Source organism: Sphingosinicella terrae (assembly GCF_003347635.1).
Classification (GTDB): domain Bacteria; phylum Pseudomonadota; class Alphaproteobacteria; order Sphingomonadales; family Sphingomonadaceae; genus Allosphingosinicella; species Allosphingosinicella terrae.
In genome coordinates this window covers 243,850-264,327 of record NZ_QDFY01000003.1, presented here as the reverse complement: position 1 = coordinate 264,327, position 20,478 = coordinate 243,850, and the positions used below count along the sequence as shown (strand labels likewise).

Sequence of the window (20,478 nt, the reverse complement as noted above, 5' to 3'; positions counted from 1 at the left end):
ATTGCGCCCGGGGATTCCCGAAGGCGGGCGAAGGGTGCGTGCGTTGTTGGGGCGGTTCCGGTGCGCGCCTGCGGCCGCTCTCGTGCGGCTCGATCTTAGAGCTGATGCCACGCGAAGGCGCGGAGACGCGAAGGGCGTCTCGACTTTCTCTCACGTCATCCCAGCGGAAGCTGGGATCTCTGACTTTCTGCAGAAAAGTGAGATCCCGGCGTGCGCCAGGATGACGAATGAGGGGGCGCGGGCGAATGGGGGCGCGCTCGACTTCGCGTCTTCGCGGCTTCGCGTGGGATCATGCGGGGCGTCCTCGCGCACCGCCGGTACCGGAAAGGCGCCCCTGCCCACTCCATCAACATCGAAAGGACAGAGCATGGCCAAGGCACAGCGCGGGCGGCCCAAGGGGGCGCGCAACAGGCTCACCAACGAGGCGAAGGCGGCGATCCTCGAGGCGTTCGAGAAACTGGGCGGCGTCGATGGGCTGGTGAAGTGGGTGGAGAAGAGCGAGGCCAACGAGGCGCTCTACTGGACGAAGATCTTCCCCAAGCTGCTGCCGCGCCAGCCGATCGAGCCGGCGCCGCAGCCCGAGGAGCTGCCGCCGGTCAAGGGCGCGCTGATCTGGCGGACGCCGGCCTGGGCGAAGGCGGCGCAGAAGAAGAGCCAGCTCCGCGCCGGCACGGCGAAGGCGGCGGCGACGCCGCGCCCCAAGGCGGAGGCGCGGGCCAAGACGGCGGAGGAGAAGCTCGCCGAGATACCCTGCGAATGGGACGATTATTGAGCAACCGGCCGGGCGCGCGACCGGCGGATGGAGATCGCTTCAGCCGCGCCTGTCCACCACCACCTCCGAAGCGGCATCGAGCGCCGCGACCAGACCGTGGACATGGGTGACGCGAACAGGCGAACAGGTGGGCGACGTCATCGGCCTTGCCGAGGTGGCCCTCCCCTGGACGCGCCGGATCGTTTGGACGGCCAACAATCAGGCGTTGAGGCGCGGCAGGGCCCATCAACGGAGGCCCCGAGATCCTCGCCCCGACCGCCCGCTAGCAAGCCGAGTAACGGAGGGAGACGATGCCCGAGCCGAACTCGGTGCATTCGTCCAAGGTGAGCTGCTCCTTCCAGTCGTCGGGGAATAACCGGATGCCGCGGCCGAGCACGGTCGGGTAGATCATGAGATTGTATCGATCGACCAGGCCGGCGCGCATCAGCGTGTGCAGGAGCATCCCGCTTCCATAGACCAGCATGTCCCCGCCCGGCTCCGACTTGAGCGCCTTGACGCGGGCAACGACGTCCGAATCGATGATAGTCGTGTTGTTCCACTCGGCCGTCTTCAGCGTCGTCGAGACGACATGTTTCGGCATCGCGTTGATCTGCTTCGCGAAGCCGGCCTCGTCGTCGATCGTCGGCCATACGGCAGCGAATCCGTCATAGGTCCGGCGCCCGAGAAGCAGGGATTCGCAGGCAAAGAGCTCGGCATGCTTGAAAGCGTCGCCCTTCTCGCCCCGAGAATAGGGACCGGTCCAGTTTCCGAGGCCGGAGCTCTCCATTCCGACGGGATCTTCCAAAACTCCGTCCAGCGACAGATATTGCGATGCGATGATCTTCTTCATGTTGGAACTCCTATTCATTGATCAACTCAGGACCAGATTTCGTCATGCATTTTCGAGTAATGTCGTCCGTCGGATACCAGGTTTCGGCGCGACAATAGGATGAGGTTATGTCCTGCGGCAGACCGAACACAGTCTGGAACCTGTAGAAACGAAGTGACGATCGCTCAGAGTCGAAAACCAGCTCGAGTGGTTGATCGGCAGGATCCGCCGGTGGACTGTCGAGGATGAGATGCGCCACTCTCTGCTCGAACAAGTCGACCCGAGGCTTCAGGGCGGGATTGGCCCACTCCTCCAGGCGCAGCTGGACAAGCAAGGCGGCCATGGCCGACCCGCCGTCGGCGAGCCGCGCCCCCAGTCCGGAGGAGCTGCCAAGGAGGTCGATGTAGTCCGTGCCGCCGCCGACGCCGTGCTCGGCCGCAAAATCTGGCAACAAGGTGCCGACAAGGCTGACGAAGCCGGGATTGGCATCGATGATCCGCCATTCGCAATCGAGGATCAGCGCCGGGAAAGGGTCGTGCACGGCGAGCAACGCGGCCAGCGACCGTTGATTGACGCTTTCCTGGGCCCAGAACTGAGGCTCCGCGCTCGGCACCTTGTCGCCGTGCGCGTAACCCGCCTGCAGCAGGGCGGCGCTTCTCAGGGAGTCGGGAGCGCCGGTCTCGTGCAGCCAATCGGTCACGAGATTGCGCCCCGGATGGGCCCGGCCCGTCTCCACGAAGCTGATGTGACGGGTCGAATAGCCGAGCCGCAGGGCGAGTTCCATCTGACTGATCCGAGCCTGGACTCGCGCGTGGCGCAGGATATCGCAAAGGGTTCTGGTCAAGATGTCGATCCTTCTTCGCAAATCACCGGGTCCCGGCCTTCGCGGGACGAACGTGCCTGGAAGGCGATGATCGATCGAGTGGCGGGATCATCCGCTTCGCACCGCCGCGTTTCCGCGCCGCTCAGCACTCCACCGTCTTGTCGTCCTCGCAGGTTTCCGCGCTTCAATTGTCCTGATCTCGATAGCGGTCGCCGCTGAAGCCGGTCGATAACCTCGTGGGTAACGGAGACGGTCGAATGCCGAGAAGCTGGACCGGCTTCACAAACGTCGTGCCCGTGCAACGGCAGTCAGGGCTTCATCCGCTGGAGAATGCGGCGTCGAGAATGGCTGTTCGATCAGTCGTGCGGCCCGCCGGCGACATAGATGACCTGCCCCGACACGAATCCGGATTCCTCCCCTGCCAGGAAAGCCACGAGTGCGGCGACGTCTTCCGGCTTTCCGGGCCGGCGCACCGGGATGCGCAGGGTCGCGTCGGCCAGATGCTCGTGGAGAGACAGGCCTCGACGGGCGGCGGTCGCATCGGTCATTCTCGTCACGATCAGGCCCGGAGCCACAGCGTTGGCGGTGATGCCGTGCATTCCGAGCTCGATGGCAAGCGACTTGACGAAGCCGTGCATCCCGGATTTGGCGGCACAGTAATTTGCCCGACCCGCGTGGCCCTGGGCCGATATGCTCGAGATCTGGATGATCCGGCCCCATTTCTCGGCTCTCATGAACGGAATGGCGGCCTGGGTCATCAAGAAGGCGCCTCTCAGGTGCACGCGGTGAACCGCGTCCCAATCCTCAATGGCCATGATCTCGAGGTCCACGTCACGGGCGACGCCGGCATTGTTTACAAGGATCACCGGCGGACCAAGCCGCTGCGCGACTTCACTGACGGCGTTCCTTGCGGCACATTCATCGGTGACGTCTGCCTTGAGCGCGATCGCCTTAGCGCCCCCTGCGCGCAACCGTTCGAGGCTGTCGGTCAAGGCGTCGACATCGAGGTCTATGGCGGCCACGGACATCCCATTGCGCGCGAGACGGGCGACAATGCCGGCGCCTATGCCTCGCGCTCCGCCCGTGACGATCGCGGTGCGGCTCGGAGCTGCGCTCATTGTCGACCCTCCGATATCTCACAGTGCATGACGAGGAGGTCGACGAAGCCGAGACGAGGATGGCAAAAGGCATGCGGCACGCGGCCGACAATCTGGAAGCCCTCGGACTGCCATAAATTCACAGCCGCGACGTTGCTGGCCACAACGGCATTGAACTGGATGGCGGCGAAGCCCGCGTCTCTCGTCCAGGCGAGGACGTGGCGGCAAAGCTGCCGGCCAACCCCTCGGCGCCTCCAGGCCGGGGCAACGACGAAGCTGGCCGTCGCCACATGATCGCCGGGACCACCCTGATTGCGACCGATTTTCGCCGTCGCGGCAATGGCTCCATCAGGCGCTTGCGCGACTAGCACCCTCTGCGACGCGCCCCATAGTTCCCTGAGCTGGCTATCGGTGAGCTCCGCGTCATATGTCAGCGCGTCGCGCGCCGCGGTCGCCTGGCGGAGGATCGCCGTCAGCGCAGGCCAGTCGCCTTCGACGACGGGTCGAAATATCAGGGCATGCGACGCGGGGGGTTCAGGCTCATCCATGTGGAGGGCATGGACGACCCTGCCCCCGAGCTTCCATTCCTTCGCAGGTAATCGGAAAGGCGCGAGTAACCGCCGATCGAACCAGGAAGGCCGGGCCGGCGTCGCGCGTGGTCGCGGCAGCGACCCGGCATGGGCAGGAGAGTGATCCAGCCCTCCCGGGCCAACCCGGACGTCGGCGACAGGGCACTTCCCTGCCAGCCGATCCGGCGGCAAGCGCAGGCCGACTCGTCAAGGACGGGGCGCGCACCAGTGCTGGCGGCGCACCGGCATCGAAGCGCCGCGGCTAGGCTGCAGGCGGGGTGTCGGGACGCAGATAGGCGAACATGTGGGCGACGTAATCGGCCTTGCCGAGCTCGACGCCCTCGGCGCGCAGGATCGCGTAGGCGGCCATCACGTGGAAGTAGAATTGGGGCAGCGCCCAGTCGCGGACATATTGCTCGGCGGTGAGATCGAAGATCATGCCCCGGGGCAGGGCATGGGCGATGGGCGCCGCCGGATCGACCTCCGGCATGGCCGCCGCTTCGGCCTCGACGATCGCCAAGGTCTCGGCGACCCGAGCGCGGGCGTCGGCGACCGTGCCCGGGCAATCGGCGGCGCTGCGCCCCTCGTCGAGCAGGATTTCGACCGATTCCGGGAATGGCCGGCCGTGAAGGCGGAACAGGCCCTCCTGCGCCTGGACGCAGGCGAAGCGGACCTGCGTGGCGAGAGGGAACATGTCGGGCGCGAGGCGCGCGAGCATGAGCGCGTCGGCAGCGCCGTCCGGCCTTTGCGCCTCGGCCTTGGCCAACCACGCTGAGAGCGCACCGAGCATCTGCACGTAAGTGGGGACGAGAAGATCGGGCAAGGTCACGGGGGCGTTCTCCTGAAAGCATCCGGGCAGGCGTATCGGACCACCGACGATGCAGGGCGTCCGTGCCACGCCGCGGCGATCGGTCCAACCGCCTTGTGCGTCCTGCGCCGGGCCGGCATCCCAGAGAGCCGATCGCGCTGCAGCGGATGCTCAGAGACTGCGCAGCCATCGTCATTGACGGCTCCGGGGTGGACACGCGCCTCGCGCGTCTCCAGCCTCGCGCCCGGCAGGTCGAGGAACGAGCCGCGGAGGACCGACACATGCTGGGATGGGCGCTGTTGACGATGCATCTGGCCATCGCCTCTCTCGAAGGCGCCGTTCGGCCGGGAGCTGCCGCACAACTGGATGGGAGCTGGGTGTCCGACTGTCTGCCGATCGGCCAAGGCGGTCGGCACGGATATATTACGACGATCAGGTTCGACCGCGACCGGATCGAGGCCCGCTCTCAAGTCTACGCTCGAAATTCCTGCGACACGCCCACCTTCAGGGTCGACTATGAGGGTCGTGTCATACACCTGCAGGCTCTCGGCGACCGGACCTCGCTCCGTCACCGGGCGCTCTCCGTCACCTTGACGCCGCAGGATCCGTCGGTGGTGGAAATCTACAATCGCGAAGGGGGAGGCTGCGGATTGCGGGCCTGGCAGATCGGGGCCGCGAGATCCGTGGCAGGCCGTTCCTGCGGGCCATACTCGTTCCCGACCGAGCAATCGACGCTCTTCGACAGCATCTGGACCGACCCGGACGGTCCTATCCGCTTTGCCGCTTTCCCGATCATCTGGATCGACGACCCGGAGGCGGTCCCTGCGCAGCCGTCGGAGAATCGATTCCGGCGGCAGGCGCACTAGTCAGAGGGGCCAGCGCACTGTCTCGAGCGCGAGGCGAGGCCGTCCGCGTCCGGCGGGCCGGGGCTCCACACCAAGTGCCCTGTCACCGTTATGCGGGGATCAAGCCCGGGGCGAAGCCCTTCCGCGCCGAATGGCCGTGCCTTTCTCAGGCCGGCAGCGGCGCGAACGGATGGAGATCGCTCTCGCCCGACACGATCGCCGCGAAGGTGGAGGGCGGGACCTCGTTCCAGGCTCCGGCCAGCTCGCCGAGCGGCTCGGAGACGATCAGGCGCGATTCGTCGGAGAGGGTGCGGAAGATGGAGATGTCGGGAAGCTGCTCGCGCAGCGTCGACACCTTCGTCGAATAATAAAGGGAGGGCGGGATCCCCTCGCTCGAATAGCGAAAGGCCCAGGCGCCGCGGCCGTCGCTGGCCGCCACGCTCATCCGCACCGGATGGGCGATGCCGTGCCGGGCGCAGACCTGCTCGATGAAGCCGACCGCGCGCGCCACCGCCGCCGGCGGATCCTGCTCGAGACCGAAGGTCAGAGCGAGGAAGAAGAAGATCTCGGTGTCGCTCGATCCCTTGATGTGCGGATAGAGGCCGGGCTCGACGGCCAGCACCAGCTCGCGCTTGACCTCGGAAAAGCGCTCTATCTGCCCGTTGTGCATCCACAGCCAGCGGCCGTGCCGGAAGGGATGGCAGTTGGTGTGCTGGACCGGCGTGCCGGTCGAGGCCCGGATATGGGCGAAGATCATGCCCGACCGGATGTGGCGGGAAAGCTCGCGCAGATTCTGGTCGTTCCAGGCCGGGTTGATGCCCTTGTAGAGCGCCGGCTCGTCTTCCTGGCCATACCAGCCGACGCCGAAGCCATCGCCGTTGGTGGTGTGCGTGCCGAGCTTGGCGTTGAGGCTCTGGTCGATGAGCGAATGCTCGGGCTGGTAAAGGAACGCCTCGAGTGGAACCGGACTTCCGGAATAGACGAGCCACCGGCACATTTCAGTCTGCCCCCCTGTCTTCGACCACGCCCGAATGCGCGTTTCCTGCCACAGCCGGCCGCACGGGTCGATGTTCCGCACGCCGCGTATGTGGCGGCGATCGCGCCGCCCCTGCCCTTGTCTCGGCCCTTCCGCGCCGCGATGGCGGGACGGCTGGCCTCGCCGGCGCTCAGGCCATAGTCTGGCGCGCGCAGGTGCCTGCGAAGCCGCCGTCGTGGAAGGCGGCGCCGAGGGCCAAGCCGATGCGAGCGAAGGGGTGATTGACAGATGCCGGCGCAACGTGACCGAGCCTGGACGTCGGAGGCGGTCCGGCGGATCGAGGCGGATTCCCACCGTTCGGCCGATACCCACCTGATCCGGCTCGAGCTTCCGCGCTTTCCCGGCATCACCCTCTATCTCAAGGACGAGAGCTCGCATCCGACCGGGAGCCTCAAGCACCGGCTCGCCCGCTCCTTGTTCCTCTACGCTTTGTGCAATGACTGGATCGGCCCTGGGACGACGGTGATCGAGGCGTCGTCCGGATCGACCGCGGTCAGCGAGGCCTATTTCGCGCGGATGCTGGGCCTGCGCTTCATCGCGGTCGTTCCCGCCTCGACGGCGCCGCCCAAGCTCGAGGCGATCCGCTTCTACGGCGGCGAGATCCACGAGGTGACGGACCCGCGCGCGGTCTACGACGCCGCCCAGCAGCTCGCGGCGGAGACGGAAGGGCATTATCTCGACCAGTTCACTTTCGCCGAGCGCGCCACCGACTGGCGCGGCAACAACAATATCGCCGAGAGCCTATTCACCCAGATGCGCAGCGAGGAGCATCCCGTGCCCGCGTGGATCGTCTGCGGCGCCGGCACCGGCGGCACCTCCGCCACGATCGGCCGCTACATTCGCTATCAGCGCTTCGCGACGCGGCTGTGCGTCGCCGATCCGGAGCATTCGGTCTTCCACCGCCATTTCGCCGACCGCAGCCAGAAGCTCCTGGCGGACGGCATGCGCTCCCGGATCGAGGGCATCGGCCGGCCGCGGGTCGAGCCCAGCTTCGTTCCCGACGTCATCGACCGGATGATCGCCGTGCCGGACCCGGATTCGATCGGCGCGATGCGTGCCCTGTCGGCGGCTATCGGGCGACGCGTCGGCGGATCGACCGGCACCAACATCATCGCCTGCGCCGATCTGATCGAGGAGATGGCGGCGCGCGGCGAGGAAGGCAGCATCGTCACCCTGCTGTGCGACGAAGGCGAGCGCTACGCCTGCACTTATTACGACGACGGCTGGCTGACGGAGATCGGGCTGGACTGGCGGCCCGCGGAGGCACGGATCGCGCGGCTGCTGGGCTGCCCCGAAGGGGCACGGGAGGCGTAGGGAGATTGCGAAGTTGAGCCCGCCTCCCCTTCCTCTTACGCCTGCACCATGATCTGGAACATCATCGACAATCGAGCGCGGAGATATCGCTGGAAGCTGGTGGACGCTGTCGTTGAAGCTGTGGAGCACGACAATAGCTGCGCCGATTCAGATCAAGCGCCAGACAGCCATCCACACCATATCGTTGACTATGATGCGCTTGAAGCCGTTTCAGTGAATGAGGCGATCACCTGGGCGATGAACCAGCCCTGTCCGGTCACGTTGTATCTGTATGATCAAGGCAAAGGTTTCGGGAACAGAGAGCATTTCTCTGAGATGGCGGCTCGCTTTGACGCAAATGAAGGTGAGACATTGGCATAGGGAGCGCCCGGACGGGTTCATCTCGCCGCCTGCAAACTTCACGGTAGGGATAGGGGTGCATCGATCGAAAATGAGCCTGGTGGCGAAATTCAGGGCCTTGTTCCGGCAAGGACGGATCGGCTCGGCGGAAGTTGCGCGCCGGACGCATGGGCCGAAGGAGCCGACGGCCCTTACCGCCGAGGAGACGGAGGCGATCGTCAGGGGCGTCAGGCGTGGCATGATCCGCTCCTTTCTTCCTCGGGCCAAAGGCTCCGACTGACCTATCGGACTAGCGGCGCAAACAGACACATCCGACTGATGGCCCGGTGAGTCCTCTGCATCGCGACGTCGTTTCCATGGGATCAGCAGAGACAAGCTGGCCGGCTCAGGGAATGACCTGGACTTCGGCGCCTGCCGCGCGCGCACCGTCGGCCATGGCGTCGGCCAGGGTCTCGATTGGGGCGCCGTTGGCGTCGCAGAGGATGAGGATGCGGCTCATCGGAGGCTCCCGGAGGAGGACGGTTGCGGCGGGAACGTTCAGGCATGAGTTCGGTCGCAGCGGAGCGCAGGCGTGCGGCGAGGCGTGGCCGGGCTCCGGCGGCCGGCCGTGGCAGGAGGCGAAAGAAGCCGTCCGTCGAAGCGAGGCGCCGGCGCGCCGCGCGCCCCCGCCGATCCCGACGGGGGCGTGGACGGCGCCGTCAGGCGGCGTTGGAGATCCGGGCGGGGGGATTGGCGGCGAGGAAGGTGTCGATCTCGTCCTCCGGCATGGCGGGGGCATAGAGATAGCCCTGCAGGGCGTCGCAGCCGGCCTCGACCGCGATCTGCTCCTCCTCGATCGTCGATATGCCCTCGGCGACCACGTCGAGGTTCATCGCATGGCCGAGCGTGACCGCGGCACGGATGATGGCGACGCTCTGGTCGCGCGAGGCGACATCGATGAACGAGCGGTCGAGCTTGATCTTGTCGACCTCGAAGCTGCGCAGGCTGCTCAACGAGGAGTAGCCGGTACCGAAATCGTCGAGCGTGACCTTGAAGCCGTCGCGGCGAAGCTCGGTCATCATCTGGGCGCAGATCGAGCCATGCTCGATGAACAGGGTCTCGGTGATCTCGAGCTCGATCTGGCGCGGCTCGACGCCCTCCTCGTCGGCGATCCGCCGCAGGGTCGAGGGAAAGGCGGCGGTGCGGAACTGGCCGGGGGAGAGGTTGACGGCGACGGACAAATGCGGCCACCGGCGCGCAGCGGCACAGGCCTTGCGAAAGAGGATGAGCCCGATCTCGTCGATGAGCGCGCATTCCTCGGCGATCGGGATGACCTCCGCCGGGGCGATCTGACCGAGCGTCGGATGGTGCCATCGCAGCAGCCCTTCCAGGCCGACGACGGTGCCGGCCTTGCCGATCAGGGGCTGGAAATAGAGCTGCAGCCCATCGCCGTCGCGAAGCTCGGCGCGAAGGCTGCTCTCGATCCGGTCGCGCCGCTGGACGTCGGCGTCCATCGCCTCGGTGAAGATGCGGAAGCAGTCGCGGCCGGCCGCCTTGGCGCGGTACATCGTGATGTCCGCCTTGCGCAGCAGCTCGGACGCCTCCGACACGTCGCGCGAGGCGAACACCGCGCCGATGCTGACCCCCACCCGTGCCTCACGGTCGCCGATGACGAAGGGCTCGCGAATGATCGCGATGATGCGCTCGCACAAGCGGCGGATATCGGCCTCTCCCTTGGGGCCGATCTGGACGATGGCGAACTCGTCGCCGCCGATGCGGGCGACGGTGTCGGTCTCGCGCACCAGCGAGCGCAGCCTCTCTCCCACCTCCTGGACCAGCTTGTCGCCGGCATTGTGGCCGAGCGTATCGTTGACCTGCTTGAAGCGGTCGAGATCGAGCATCAGCAAGGCGACCTGCTCGCCGGTGCGGCGATAGCGGTTCAACGCCTGGCCGAGCCGATCCTCGAGCAAGGCCCGGTTGGCGAGGCTGGTCAATTGGTCGTGGAGCGCCAGATGCTGGGCGGCGGCTTCCCGCGCCTCCAGCTCCATCACCAACTCGACGAGCGAACGGTAGAGAAAGGACATGACGAGGACGATCGCGACGGCCGACGTCAGCGAGATCGGCCAGATCGCGCGGAACAGCTCGATTCCGGAAATTGTCCCTTCACGGACGATGCTGACCGTCGCGAAGTTCGTCAACACGAGCGTCGCTACGGCCGCCGACACGATCGGTGGACCAATCTTGCGCGAGTATCCCACCTCGTTCTCCCCGAGGCAGGGAACCTACCAGCGGGTCGGTTAACAAATTGCGCAGAACCAAAGTTAGGAAGTGGAGGCCGGATCGGGGTCCGTGCGGAGGCGAGGAGGCGAGGAGGCGCGGAGGCGCGGAGGCGCGGAGGCGCGGAGAGGCATCTTTCGATATGCCGGAGCGATCGGAGGTCGGCTTCGCTGACCATTGTTTGCAACATCGCCCCGGACACCCGCCGTCGCGGGATCCTGCCTCGGTCTCTCCGCGCCTCCGCGTCTCCGCGCGAACTGAACGGCAGCGACACTAAGATCGCACGTCGGCTCAGGAAGCCAAAGACTCAGGAAGGCAAAGAGAAGTCTATTCCCTGGGCGAGCGGCAGGTCGCGGCCGTAATTGATCGTGTTGGTGGCGCGGCGCATATAGGCGCGCCAGGCGTCGGAGCCGCTCTCGCGCCCCCCGCCGGTCTCCTTCTCGCCGCCGAACGCGCCGCCGATCTCGGCGCCCGACGGGCCGATATTGACGTTGGCGATGCCGCAATCCGAGCCCGCGGCCGACAGGAATAGCTCCGCCTCGCGCAGGTCGGTGGTGAAGATGGCGGAAGCGAGGCCCTGCGGCACGTCGTTGTTGATCGCGATCGCCTCGTCCAGGTCGCGGTAGCGCAGCACATAGAGGATCGGCGCAAAGGTCTCGCGCCGAGTCACCGGCGCCGGGCCGGGCATGACGGCGAGGGCCGGACGGACGTAGAAGGCACCGGGCCAGCGATCCGCGTGGAGCCGATCGCCGCCGGAGACGGCGCCGCCCTGCGCCCGCGCCTCCGTCAACGCCTCCGTCATCGCCTCGAATGCGGCGGCGTCGATCAGCGGGCCGACCAGCGTGCCGGGATCGAGCGGATCGCCGACCGGGATCGTCGCCCAGATGCGCGCCAGCCGATCGACCAGGGCGTCGTGCAGGGAATCGTGGACGATAAGCCGGCGCAGGCTGGTGCAGCGCTGGCCCGCAGTGCCGACCGCCGCGAAGGCGATCGCCCGCTGCGCGAGATCGAGGTCGGCCGACGGCGCGACGATCATCGCGTTGTTGCCGCCGAGCTCGAGCAGGCTGCGGCCGAAGCGGGCGGCGACGCGCGGCGCCACCTCGCGCCCCATTCGGGTCGATCCGGTCGCCGAGACGAGCGCGACGCGCGGATCGTCGACCATCGCTGCGCCGGTGTCGCGACCGCCCTGGACGAGCTCGAGCAGGCCCGCCGGAGCCCCGCCGAAGCGCGTCGTGGCACGGGCGAACAAGGCGGCGACGGCGGCGGCGGTGATCGGCGTCTTCTCGGACGGCTTCCAGACCACGCTGTCGCCGCAGACCAAGGCGAGACAGGCGTTCCACGCCCAGACGGCGACCGGGAAGTTGAAGGCCGAGATCACGCCGACGATCCCGAGCGGATGCCAGGTCTCCATCATCCGGTGGCCGGGCCGCTCGGTGGCGATGGTAAGGCCGTAGAGCTGACGGGAGAGACCGACCGCGAAATCGCAGATGTCGATCATCTCCTGCACCTCGCCCAGCCCCTCCTGGAGGATCTTGCCGGCCTCCAGGCTGACGAGCCGGCCGAGCGTTTCCTTTTCCTCGCGAAGCGCTTCGCCGAACAGACGGACGAGCTCGCCGCGCCGGGGCGGCGGCACGGTGCGCCAGGAGAGGAAGGCGCCGTGGGCGCGGCCGATCGCGGCGGCCACCGCAGCGGCGTCGGCGACGGCGACGCGGCCGATCGGCGCGCCGTCGATCGGGGAACGGGATATGAGATCGCCGGATTCGGCGGCGACGCCGAGGCGGCCGAGCAAAGCGCGGGCCTCGGTGGAGGGATCGTTGCGAAGGTTCATGTCTTCACTTCTGGAGGCGGGCGATCAGCGCCTGCGCTGCCGCCGGGTTGCGGACCTTGGCACCGGCGATGACGAAAAGGTAGACCTCACGCGGCTCGACCGGGCCTCGGGCCTGGCTGACATAATCGAGGCCCTCCGGGCGCTGCCCTTCGGACCAGCCGCGCGCCACCCGCGCCCAGCGATCGAGATCGGCCGCGGAATAGCCCTCGCTTTCGCTCTCCTGCGTCCGCTGCAGCCGCGCATAGACAAAATCGGAGGTGAGGTCGGCGATCTGCGGATAATCGTCGCTGTCGGCGAAGACCACCGCCACCCTGGCGCAGCCCGCCATGGCGACGAACTCGCGGCAGCGGAAGCTCTCGTGGCGCACCTCGAGCGCGTGGCGCAGCTCGAGCCCATCCTGCCGGGTCGGCAGCAGCGCCAGGAAGGCGCGCATCTCGGCAGGATCGAAGCGCTTGGTCGGCGCCAGCTGCCACAGGATCGGACCCAGCTTGTCGCCGAGGCAGGTGAAGCCCTGCGAGAGGAAGCGGGCCATCGACTCGGCGCCCTCGGCGAGATCCTTGCGGTTGGTGCAGAAGCGAGACGCCTTGATGGCGAAGCGGAAGCCGTCGGGCACCGCCCTGGCCCAGCGCTCGAACAGCTCGGGCCTCTGCAGCTTGTAGAAGGTGGCGTTGATCTCGATCGCGCCGAGATGCTGGCCGGCATATTCCAGCTGCCGCGTCTTCGGCAGGCCGGTCGGATAGAAGGTCCCGCGCCAGGGATCGAAGTCCCAGCCGCCGATACCGACGTGAATCGCCTTTGCGGACATGATCGATCCCCCAGTCGCCGGGCGCCGGACGGCCATCCTGAGGGCGATGGCCGGCCACGCATCTGTCACCCGCCGCGCGCGGCGGGCAAGGCGGCTTGTGCAACAGGGCGGGGGCGCGAGGCAAGCGGATCGGAGGGCACGACCCGTCCGGGTAGGCCATTGTCGGTCGAAGGCATCCCGATGCAGGCGCGGCGCCGAACCGGCATCGGAGCGCCCTTGCCACGTCATCGCGCCTTCGCACGCATTCCCGCGAGCGCCGGTCCCGGACGACCCGTTTCGCCCCGCGCGGCGGACGCGGAGATACCGAGGATTCGCGTAAACGCCTAAGAGGCTGAATTCAAAGGAAGTTAAAGGGCCAGTACTTGTAATATACCGTAGTACCACGGTAGTTTGGCAGTGATTTTATCATGGGTTTACGAGTCGTTCCCCAATTGAGCGCAAGAGTCGTTGTTTGTTCCGGAGATCGGCTCCGACAGTCTCTCCCTGGACCGCAAATGCTATCCAACTAAGAAGCGAGATAATTCCGGAGACTGTTTGCGACCTGTTCTTGGTGCCTTCTTGGTTCCCGCCCTGTTCACGCTTGTTGCCCCAAATAGTTTGTGGGACAGTTTTGGACGGTTTTTCGCGCAACGGGTTCGGCGGTGCCGGTCCGGGCGGCCGAGAGGAGGGCGGGAAAAATGGCGACTCTGGTCACGTATCCGGGTGTCTATGTTCGCGAGGAATCGAGCGGCGCCCAGGCGGTCGCGGCAGCCTCCACCTCCACGGCCCTGTTCGTCGGCATGCTCGGCCAGGGACCGTTCGAGATTCCCACCCGGGTGCTGTCGCTCACCGAGTTCCAGCGGGTCTTCGGGGCCTCGGCGCCGGGCGAGATGGCCGCGCAGGTCCAGCAATTCTACGTCAATGGCGGCACCGAGGCCTGGATCATGCGGATCGCCAACGGCGCCGCTGCGGCCAGCGTGGTGCTGCGCAACCAGGCGAACAACGCCGACTCGGTGCGGCTCACGGCCCGCGACCAGGGCGCCGCCGGCAACATGATCCGGGCCGAGGTCAATTACGACACGTCGAGCCCGGAGCGGACCTTCAACCTCGTCGTCTATCGCAGCAGTCTCCGTCCCGACGGCAGCTTCGAGCGCACCGACATCGAGAGTCACGCCAATCTCTCGCTCGATCCCGGCTCGTCCCGCTACGCGCCGAATATCGTCGACGGCACCAGCAACCTCGTCACCCTCGAACATCTCAACGTGCCCGCCGCGATCAGCGGGGCGTCGATCGGCGGACGGATCTACGCCGCCGCGCCGGCGGGCGCCGCCCAGGCGAGCGTCAACGCGCTGGCCCCCGCGGGCGGCGCCTTCATGGTCTCGATCGGCAACCGGCCCCCGGTCCGCGCCACCTTCGCCGCGGGCGACACGCCGGCGACGATGGCAGCCAACATCGTCACCGCCTACGGCCTGATCGGCATGACCGTCGCCGCCACCGGCACGTTCGAGGCGTTTGCCGGCGGGCGGGTGCTCCAATTCGCCAGTCCGGACGGCGCCGTCGCCATCACCCCGGCGGTCGTGAACGACGCCGCCACGTCGCTGATGCTCGGCACCGCCGCGGGCGGCGTCGAGATCGACACCACCGGGCCGGCGCGGCCGGCGCCGAGCGGGCTCAGCGCGCGGATCGGCACGGCGGCGGCGGAGCCGGCCGGTATCGGCTGGCTCAACTCGCTGGCGACGTTCGCCGGCCTGAACCGGAGCACCGTCGCCGACTTCACCCTCACCGACCCGACCGATCCGGTGCCGCCGCCGCCGAACCAGGCGACCGGCATCACCGGCACGCCCGGCGATCCGATGCATGCCGACGCCGCCGTCGTCGCGCCGGCGCCGGTCGGAAGCCTCGCCAATGTCCGCCGCGCGCTCGACGAATTGGCGGCATCGATCGCGGCGCTGCGCCCCGACCGCTGGAACGCGCGGCGGGTGGGTGTGCGGCTGACCCTCACGCCGCGTTTCGGCGGCCCCAACGAGGGGGCGGGCACCACCCTCGCCACCGCCGCGACCAGCATCGCCGCCAGCATCTTCCAGGCGGCGGCGGCGCAGAATGTCGCCGCCTACTCGCTCGGCCGACTGGGCGGGGTCGCGCCGATCGGCAAGCAGACCAATGCCGCGCCGGCCGATGTCGGCGACGACGGCACCGAGCCGCTGCTCGCCGATTACCAGGCCGCGTTCGGGACGATCGAGTCGGTGCTCGATTCGTTCAACCTGATGGTCCTGCCGCGCGCCGAAGGGCAGACCAATGCCGAGCGGCGCGGCCTGTGGGGAACGGCGAGCGCGCTCGCCGCCAAGCGCCGCGCCATCCTGCTCGTGGATCCCGACGACGACTGGGGATCGATCGCCGCGGCGGAAGCCGGCGTCGCGTCGCTCAAGATCGGCGTCGAGACGCGCAACGCCGCCGTCTACTGGCCGCGGCTGCGCATCCCCGACGCCGCGGTCCCCGCCGGCCGGTTCGTCGATCCGAGCGGGTCGATCGCCGGGCTGATGGCGCGCACCGACAGCCGCTTCGGCGTGTGGACCGCCCCGGCCGGGATCGAGGCGACGATCCGCGGCATCGTCGGGATCCAGCGCAACATGAGCGACGAGGAGAATGGCGTCCTCAATCCGAAGGCGCTGAACGCCATCCGCCTGTTCCCGTCGGGCGCGGTCGCCTGGGGCGCGCGGACGATGATCGGATCGGACGACACCGGCAATATCGACGACAAATATATCCCGGTGCGCCGCACCATGCTGTTCATCGAGGAAAGCCTCTATCGCGGCCTCAAGTTCGCGGTGTTCAGGCCGAACGCCGAGCCGCTCTGGGCGAGCATCCGGCTCGCCGCCGGCTCCTTCATGAACTCGCTGATGCGCCAGGGCGCCTTCGCCAGCCGCAACAAGCTCGAAGCCTATTTCGTGCTGTGCGACGCGACGACGACGACCGCCACCGACCAGAATCTCGGCATCGTCAACGTCGTCGTCGGCTTCGCGCCGCTCAAGCCGGCGGAGTTCGTCGTGCTGACGGTCAAGCAGATCGCCGGACAGGTCGAGATCTGACCGCCGCCACCGCCGGCCACGAATCAGGGAGGGCTCGCAAATGGTCATGTTTCCCGTCAATTCGGAACGGATCGATCCGTATGGCAATTTCCGGTTCCAGCTGCTGTTCGGGCCCGACGTCGTCGCCGGCGTCAGCAAGGTCAGCGGGCTCAAGCGGACGATCGAGCCGATCCAGCATCGGGACGGCGGCGACCTGTCGACCAAGCGGCTCAGCCCCGGCCTGACCTCGTTCGAGCCGATCACGGTCGAGCGCGGCATCAGCCACGACAATGCCTTCGAGGATTGGGCGCTCAGCGTCTACAATCCCGAAGGCGCCGGCCTGATCAGCCTCGCCAATTTCCGCAAGGACATCACGATCGAGCTCTACAACCTGCAGGGCGTGAAGGTGCGGGCCTGGAACGCCTTTCGCTGCTGGGTGTCGGAGTTCACCGCCGTGCCCGAGCTCGACGCCAATGCCGGCGCGATCGCGTTCGAATCGATCGTGATCCAGAATGAGGGCTTCATCCGCGATCCGGCGGTGGTCGAGCTGCCGGAAACCTGATCATGGGCGCGGGGGTCTATCCGGCCGACGTCGCGATTCCGTCGCTGCCCCCTGCCCGCTACCTCCTGAGGCGGATCGACGGCCGGCTGGAGCGGGCGATCGTTCCCGACGCGACCGGAATGGCGAGCCGTCTGCTCGAGGCGTTGCTGACCGGCCGCGACGGCGCGACGGTCGAGCCGGTCAGCCTGCCGCTGGCGGTCCATGACCGGCTGCTCGCCTTGGTCTATTGCGCCGAGCTCGGCGACGGCGTCAAGGCGCGGGCCCGCTGCCGGTCGTGCGGCGATTCCTTCGAGCTCTCCTTCTCGCTGCCGGACCTGCTCGCCAGCCAGGACGAGGCGGCCGCCGCGATCGGCCTGCCCGGACCCGACGGGCGGTGGACGACGGACAGCGACCGGCGGCTGCGCCCGCCCACCCTCGCCGATGCCGGCGCCGGCGCCGCCGAGGACCTGCTGGCGCGGATCGCCGACGGGCCGGTCGCCCCCGACGAGGCCGAGACGCTCTCCGACTTCCTCGAACGGGCATCGCCCTTGCTGTCGCTCGACATCGACACGAGCTGCCCGGCCTGCGGCGAGCGCCAGGCGGTCTGGTTCGACCTGCCGCGATTCCTGCTCGACGCGATCGCGGCCGAACGGCCCTTCCTGATCCGCGAGACCCATCTCGTCGCCGCCCGCTACGGCTGGAGCCATGACGAGATCATGGCGCTGGAGCGGGAGGAGCGCCGCGCCTTCGCCGCCCTGATCGAGAGCGAGCGCAGCGCCGCTCTGAGGCGGGCCTCGTGACCCTCTATCTCCAGCGCCTGCTCGACCGCGCCGCCGGCCTCGCCGCGGCGCCGGCGCGCGCCGGTCTCGAACCGGCGATCGGCAGCGGCTCGCCGATCCTGCGCTTCGACCAGCGGCTGGGCGACCCGGCGCTGGCCGCCGATTATGCGATCATGGGCGCCTCGCCGCCCGAGCCGGATCTGGCGGAGGGCGGGGCCCCGGCGGCGATGCCGGCGCCGGACCAGCGCCGGCCGGGCCCCACCGCCGATCCCGTTCCCGCGGCGGCGATCGCCGCGGCCGCGCCGCCGGTGCCGGGGGAACCGGCGCCGGACAGGCAAAAGATCCAGCCAGCGGCGATCGCGGCCCCACTGGATGCGGCCGGGCGCCGACCCGGGCAGCCGCCCGACCCGACGGACCACGCCCTGCCGCAAGGGCAGCCCAGCCGCGAGGATGCCCAGCCGGCGCCGGCCGCGCGCGCCCCGGCGGCGGAGATCGGCCCGGACCGCCCGCTCCGCCATGAAGCGGCAGCCGAGGCGGAGGCCTCGATCCGCAGGCTGCTCGACCCGCTTCGGTCGGAGACCGCCAGACCGCCATCGCCGCCGGCGCCGGAGGCGGTGGAACCAGCGGCGGTCACGCCGCCGGCCGCCTCGCCGGCCGTCGTCCCGCACACGGCCAGTGAATCCGCGGCTGCGGCGGCGCCTCCCGACCCGGTGGCGGCGCCGTCGACCCCCCAGGCGGAGCCGGCGCGGCGGGCGGCCGCCGCGCCCCGCCCCGAGCCGATCCGGCCGGTGGCGGTCGAGCCGCCGCCTCTCGAGAGTCCCGCGCCCGGGCCGTCCGCGCGCGAGATTGCGCGGCTGGTCGAGGAAGCGGTGCGCAAGGCCTTGCCCGGCCCCGAGAGTCGGCCAGCCGGCACCGCCGAGACCGACAAGGCGAAGCCCGCGCCGAAGCCGGAAGCGGCCGCGCGCCCCGCGACCGCCGCCGAGGCATCGGTGATCGGCAAGCTCGAGCGCTCGTCCTTCAGCCCGATGCTGTTCGGCGTGCGGAGGCGGTAGGGTCCAAACTTAACCAGGAGACGGTCGTGACGGGTTCGATTTTGTTGTCCGGCAAGGAGAAGGGAGGGAGCGATGCTTGTGCATCGTGACCGACGCAGCGACGCCGTCCGGGCGGCAAAGTGCAGCAGGTCGCCATGTCCCCCGGACATGGCTGCGGATTGCCGGGGGCAATCCGCACCTGTGCACAGCCCGCCGCTCCGCGGTCGGTCGGAGAAAGCGGCTGGCGGCGTCGATCGGCTTGTCCGGGCTACCAGCCCGGCCTGCACCTTCGATGGGGCCCCCATCGCGCCGTCCGGGGGACGGCGCAGCCCCATCGACCTGTCCAGCCGCTTTCTCCGACCGATCCCGATCCGCCTCCTGGCTAAGTTTGGGCCCTGACCATGCCGCACCCCAACCTGTACGGCGTCACCGCGAGCCTGTGCGAGCTGCTGCGGGTCAATGTCTGGCGGCTGAGCGGGCAGGAAATCACCATCTCGGCGCTGCCGCCAGAGGATGCGGAGAAGGAGCCCGGCTCGCGGCTCAACCTCCACCTCTACCACGCCGCCGAGGACCCGACCCGGCGCAACGTCCTGCCGCGCGACGATATCGGGCCGAACCCGATCTCGCGGATGCCGATGCCGCTGACCCTCTATTACGTGCTGACCGCGCACAGCCTGGTCAACAATGCGGTGGATCCGCCGGGCCAGCAGCTGCTGATGGGCCTCGGCATGAAGTCGATGCACGATTACCCGCTGATCGACGATGCTCTCGAGCTGCCCGGTCCACCGGCCGGAAACGCCATCCTGATCCTCGATCCGGCGATGCGCGGCAACCAGAACCGGATCCAGGTGATGGGACGGCAGCTGACCCCCGAGGATTCGGTCAGCTTCTGGTCGGCGGCGCAGAACCACACCGCGCGCCTGACCGCCTTCTACGAGGTGCGCAGCCTGCTCATGCCGCCGGAGGAAGCGGTCGGCAGGCCGGGCATCGTCACCGCCTTCGCCCTCGGCGTGACGCCGGCGGGCCGGCCGACGCTGCACGCCTCCCAGTCGCAGCAGACGGTGACCCTGCCGGCGCTGTCGGGCGGGGCGACCCTGACCAGCGCGATCTCGCCCGCCGTGGCGGCGCTCGGCGCGACGACGCCGCCGGCCGGCAACCGGGTGACCCTGACCGGGGAATCGCTGGGCGACGGGACCCAGCAGAAGATCGTCCTGGCTTCGGCCGAATTCGCCGGGCTGACGCCCCCGCTCACCCAGGCGATCATCGATCCGGCCTACAATGCCGACTGGGGATTCCTGTTCAGGGGCGACAGCGTCCGGTTCGACGTCCAGCCCGCCGTGCAGGCCGAGGATCCCGGCGGATCGCGGGCGGTCCCGATCCGGCCCGGCCTCTATGCCGTCGCGATCCGCCACGACCGCCAGCTCAAGACCGAGGCGGGGCTGATCCGGCTCACATCGGCCGAGAGCAATCGCATACCCTTCGCGGTCTCGGCGGCGATCGCGTCGCTGAGCCAAATCGGCGGACGCCTGCGCATCCAGCTGCGTCCCGGCGTCGACTGCACCGACGCGCTCAACTTGCCCCAGCTGTCGATCGCCGGCGACGTCTATCGCTTCGTCCCCGCCTTCGCCAACGATCCCGCGGTCGATCCAGGCACGTTCATCGCCCAGAGCCCGACGCGCTACGAGGCCGATCTCCTGTTCGATCCGGCCGACGGCGCGACGCGGATGATCCGGCTGGCGGTCAACGGCGTCGATTCCGCGCCGGTCTGGCTGGAGCCCTGATC

Annotated in this window: 18 protein-coding genes; 9 read left to right on the top strand and 9 right to left on the bottom strand. The window is 68.5% G+C overall.

The genetic code is table 11. The annotated features are described in order from the left end of the window. Window positions 1–367 precede the first annotated feature (367 nt). Complete coding sequence (locus DDE10_RS09480; protein ID WP_114952518.1) at window positions 368–772, top strand: hypothetical protein; 405 nt, start codon at window positions 368–370, stop codon at window positions 770–772. A 262-nt stretch (window positions 773–1,034) separates the two neighbouring features. Here DDE10_RS09480 and DDE10_RS09475 read toward each other — a convergent pair whose 3' ends face one another. The 5 genes from DDE10_RS09475 to DDE10_RS09455 all read right to left on the bottom strand — a co-directional run bounded on the left by DDE10_RS09475 (window position 1,035) and on the right by DDE10_RS09455 (window position 4,898). Next, entirely contained in the window at window positions 1,035–1,601 is a 567-nt protein-coding gene (locus DDE10_RS09475; RefSeq protein ID WP_162806520.1) for a dihydrofolate reductase family protein, read from the bottom strand. Between the two features lie 10 nt (window positions 1,602–1,611). Further along, window positions 1,612–2,424, bottom strand: coding sequence for a helix-turn-helix transcriptional regulator (locus DDE10_RS09470; protein ID WP_162806519.1), 813 nt, complete (start codon window positions 2,422–2,424; stop codon window positions 1,612–1,614). 335 nt (window positions 2,425–2,759) lie between these two features. Next, a complete protein-coding gene (locus tag DDE10_RS09465; protein WP_114952515.1) occupies window positions 2,760–3,521 on the bottom strand; it encodes an SDR family oxidoreductase in 762 nt (253 codons plus the stop codon). Next, window positions 3,518–4,048: a GNAT family N-acetyltransferase gene (locus tag DDE10_RS09460; RefSeq protein ID WP_114952514.1), complete on the bottom strand. Its 531-nt coding sequence runs from the start codon at window positions 4,046–4,048 to the stop codon at window positions 3,518–3,520. Before DDE10_RS09460 ends, DDE10_RS09465 begins: the two co-directional genes overlap by 4 nt. A gap of 283 nt (window positions 4,049–4,331) precedes the next feature. Next, window positions 4,332–4,898 carry a DUF1993 domain-containing protein gene (locus DDE10_RS09455; protein ID WP_114952513.1) on the bottom strand — a complete coding sequence of 189 codons (567 nt, stop codon included), beginning with the start codon at window positions 4,896–4,898 and terminating at the stop codon, window positions 4,332–4,334. Between the two features lie 278 nt (window positions 4,899–5,176). On the opposite strand from DDE10_RS09455, the gene DDE10_RS09450 reads away from it, so the two are divergent. Continuing rightward, entirely contained in the window at window positions 5,177–5,743 is a 567-nt protein-coding gene (locus DDE10_RS09450) for a hypothetical protein (RefSeq protein ID WP_162806518.1), read from the top strand. Window positions 5,744–5,888: 145 nt separating this feature from the next. Here DDE10_RS09450 and DDE10_RS09445 read toward each other — a convergent pair whose 3' ends face one another. Then, entirely contained in the window at window positions 5,889–6,719 is an 831-nt protein-coding gene (locus tag DDE10_RS09445) for a class II glutamine amidotransferase (RefSeq protein WP_114952511.1), read from the bottom strand. A gap of 267 nt (window positions 6,720–6,986) precedes the next feature. On the opposite strand from DDE10_RS09445, the gene DDE10_RS09440 reads away from it, so the two are divergent. Both DDE10_RS09440 and DDE10_RS09435 read left to right on the top strand, forming a co-directional pair. Further along, window positions 6,987–8,072, top strand: a complete 1,086-nt coding sequence (locus DDE10_RS09440) for a PLP-dependent cysteine synthase family protein (RefSeq protein WP_114952510.1) — start codon at window positions 6,987–6,989, stop codon at window positions 8,070–8,072. 48 nt (window positions 8,073–8,120) lie between these two features. Continuing rightward, window positions 8,121–8,432, top strand: coding sequence for a hypothetical protein (locus DDE10_RS09435; protein ID WP_114952509.1), 312 nt, complete (start codon window positions 8,121–8,123; stop codon window positions 8,430–8,432). A gap of 677 nt (window positions 8,433–9,109) precedes the next feature. Here the strand turns inward: DDE10_RS09435 and DDE10_RS09425 are convergent. The 3 genes from DDE10_RS09425 to DDE10_RS09415 all read right to left on the bottom strand — a co-directional run bounded on the left by DDE10_RS09425 (window position 9,110) and on the right by DDE10_RS09415 (window position 13,300). After that, a complete protein-coding gene (locus DDE10_RS09425) occupies window positions 9,110–10,591 on the bottom strand; it encodes a putative bifunctional diguanylate cyclase/phosphodiesterase (RefSeq protein WP_162806517.1) in 1,482 nt (493 codons plus the stop codon). Window positions 10,592–10,974: 383 nt separating this feature from the next. Beyond that, a complete protein-coding gene (amaB, locus tag DDE10_RS09420; RefSeq protein WP_114952506.1) occupies window positions 10,975–12,495 on the bottom strand; it encodes an L-piperidine-6-carboxylate dehydrogenase in 1,521 nt (506 codons plus the stop codon). A 4-nt stretch (window positions 12,496–12,499) separates the two neighbouring features. Continuing rightward, window positions 12,500–13,300 carry a DUF72 domain-containing protein gene (locus DDE10_RS09415; protein ID WP_114952505.1) on the bottom strand — a complete coding sequence of 267 codons (801 nt, stop codon included), beginning with the start codon at window positions 13,298–13,300 and terminating at the stop codon, window positions 12,500–12,502. 677 nt (window positions 13,301–13,977) lie between these two features. On the opposite strand from DDE10_RS09415, the gene DDE10_RS09410 reads away from it, so the two are divergent. The 5 genes from DDE10_RS09410 (at window position 13,978) to DDE10_RS09390 (ending at window position 20,476) form a co-directional block, all read left to right on the top strand. Then, a complete protein-coding gene (locus DDE10_RS09410) occupies window positions 13,978–16,365 on the top strand; it encodes a phage tail sheath family protein (RefSeq protein ID WP_114952504.1) in 2,388 nt (795 codons plus the stop codon). A gap of 40 nt (window positions 16,366–16,405) precedes the next feature. Continuing rightward, window positions 16,406–16,906 carry a phage tail protein gene (locus DDE10_RS09405; protein WP_114952503.1) on the top strand — a complete coding sequence of 167 codons (501 nt, stop codon included), beginning with the start codon at window positions 16,406–16,408 and terminating at the stop codon, window positions 16,904–16,906. Between the two features lie 2 nt (window positions 16,907–16,908). Then, complete coding sequence (locus tag DDE10_RS09400) at window positions 16,909–17,685, top strand: hypothetical protein (protein WP_114952502.1); 777 nt, start codon at window positions 16,909–16,911, stop codon at window positions 17,683–17,685. After that, a complete protein-coding gene (locus DDE10_RS09395) occupies window positions 17,682–18,716 on the top strand; it encodes a hypothetical protein (protein WP_114952501.1) in 1,035 nt (344 codons plus the stop codon). The genes DDE10_RS09400 and DDE10_RS09395 overlap by 4 nt, the downstream gene beginning before the upstream one ends. Window positions 18,717–19,096: 380 nt before the next feature. Next, window positions 19,097–20,476, top strand: a complete 1,380-nt coding sequence (locus tag DDE10_RS09390) for a Pvc16 family protein (RefSeq protein WP_114952500.1) — start codon at window positions 19,097–19,099, stop codon at window positions 20,474–20,476. Window positions 20,477–20,478 lie beyond the last annotated feature (2 nt).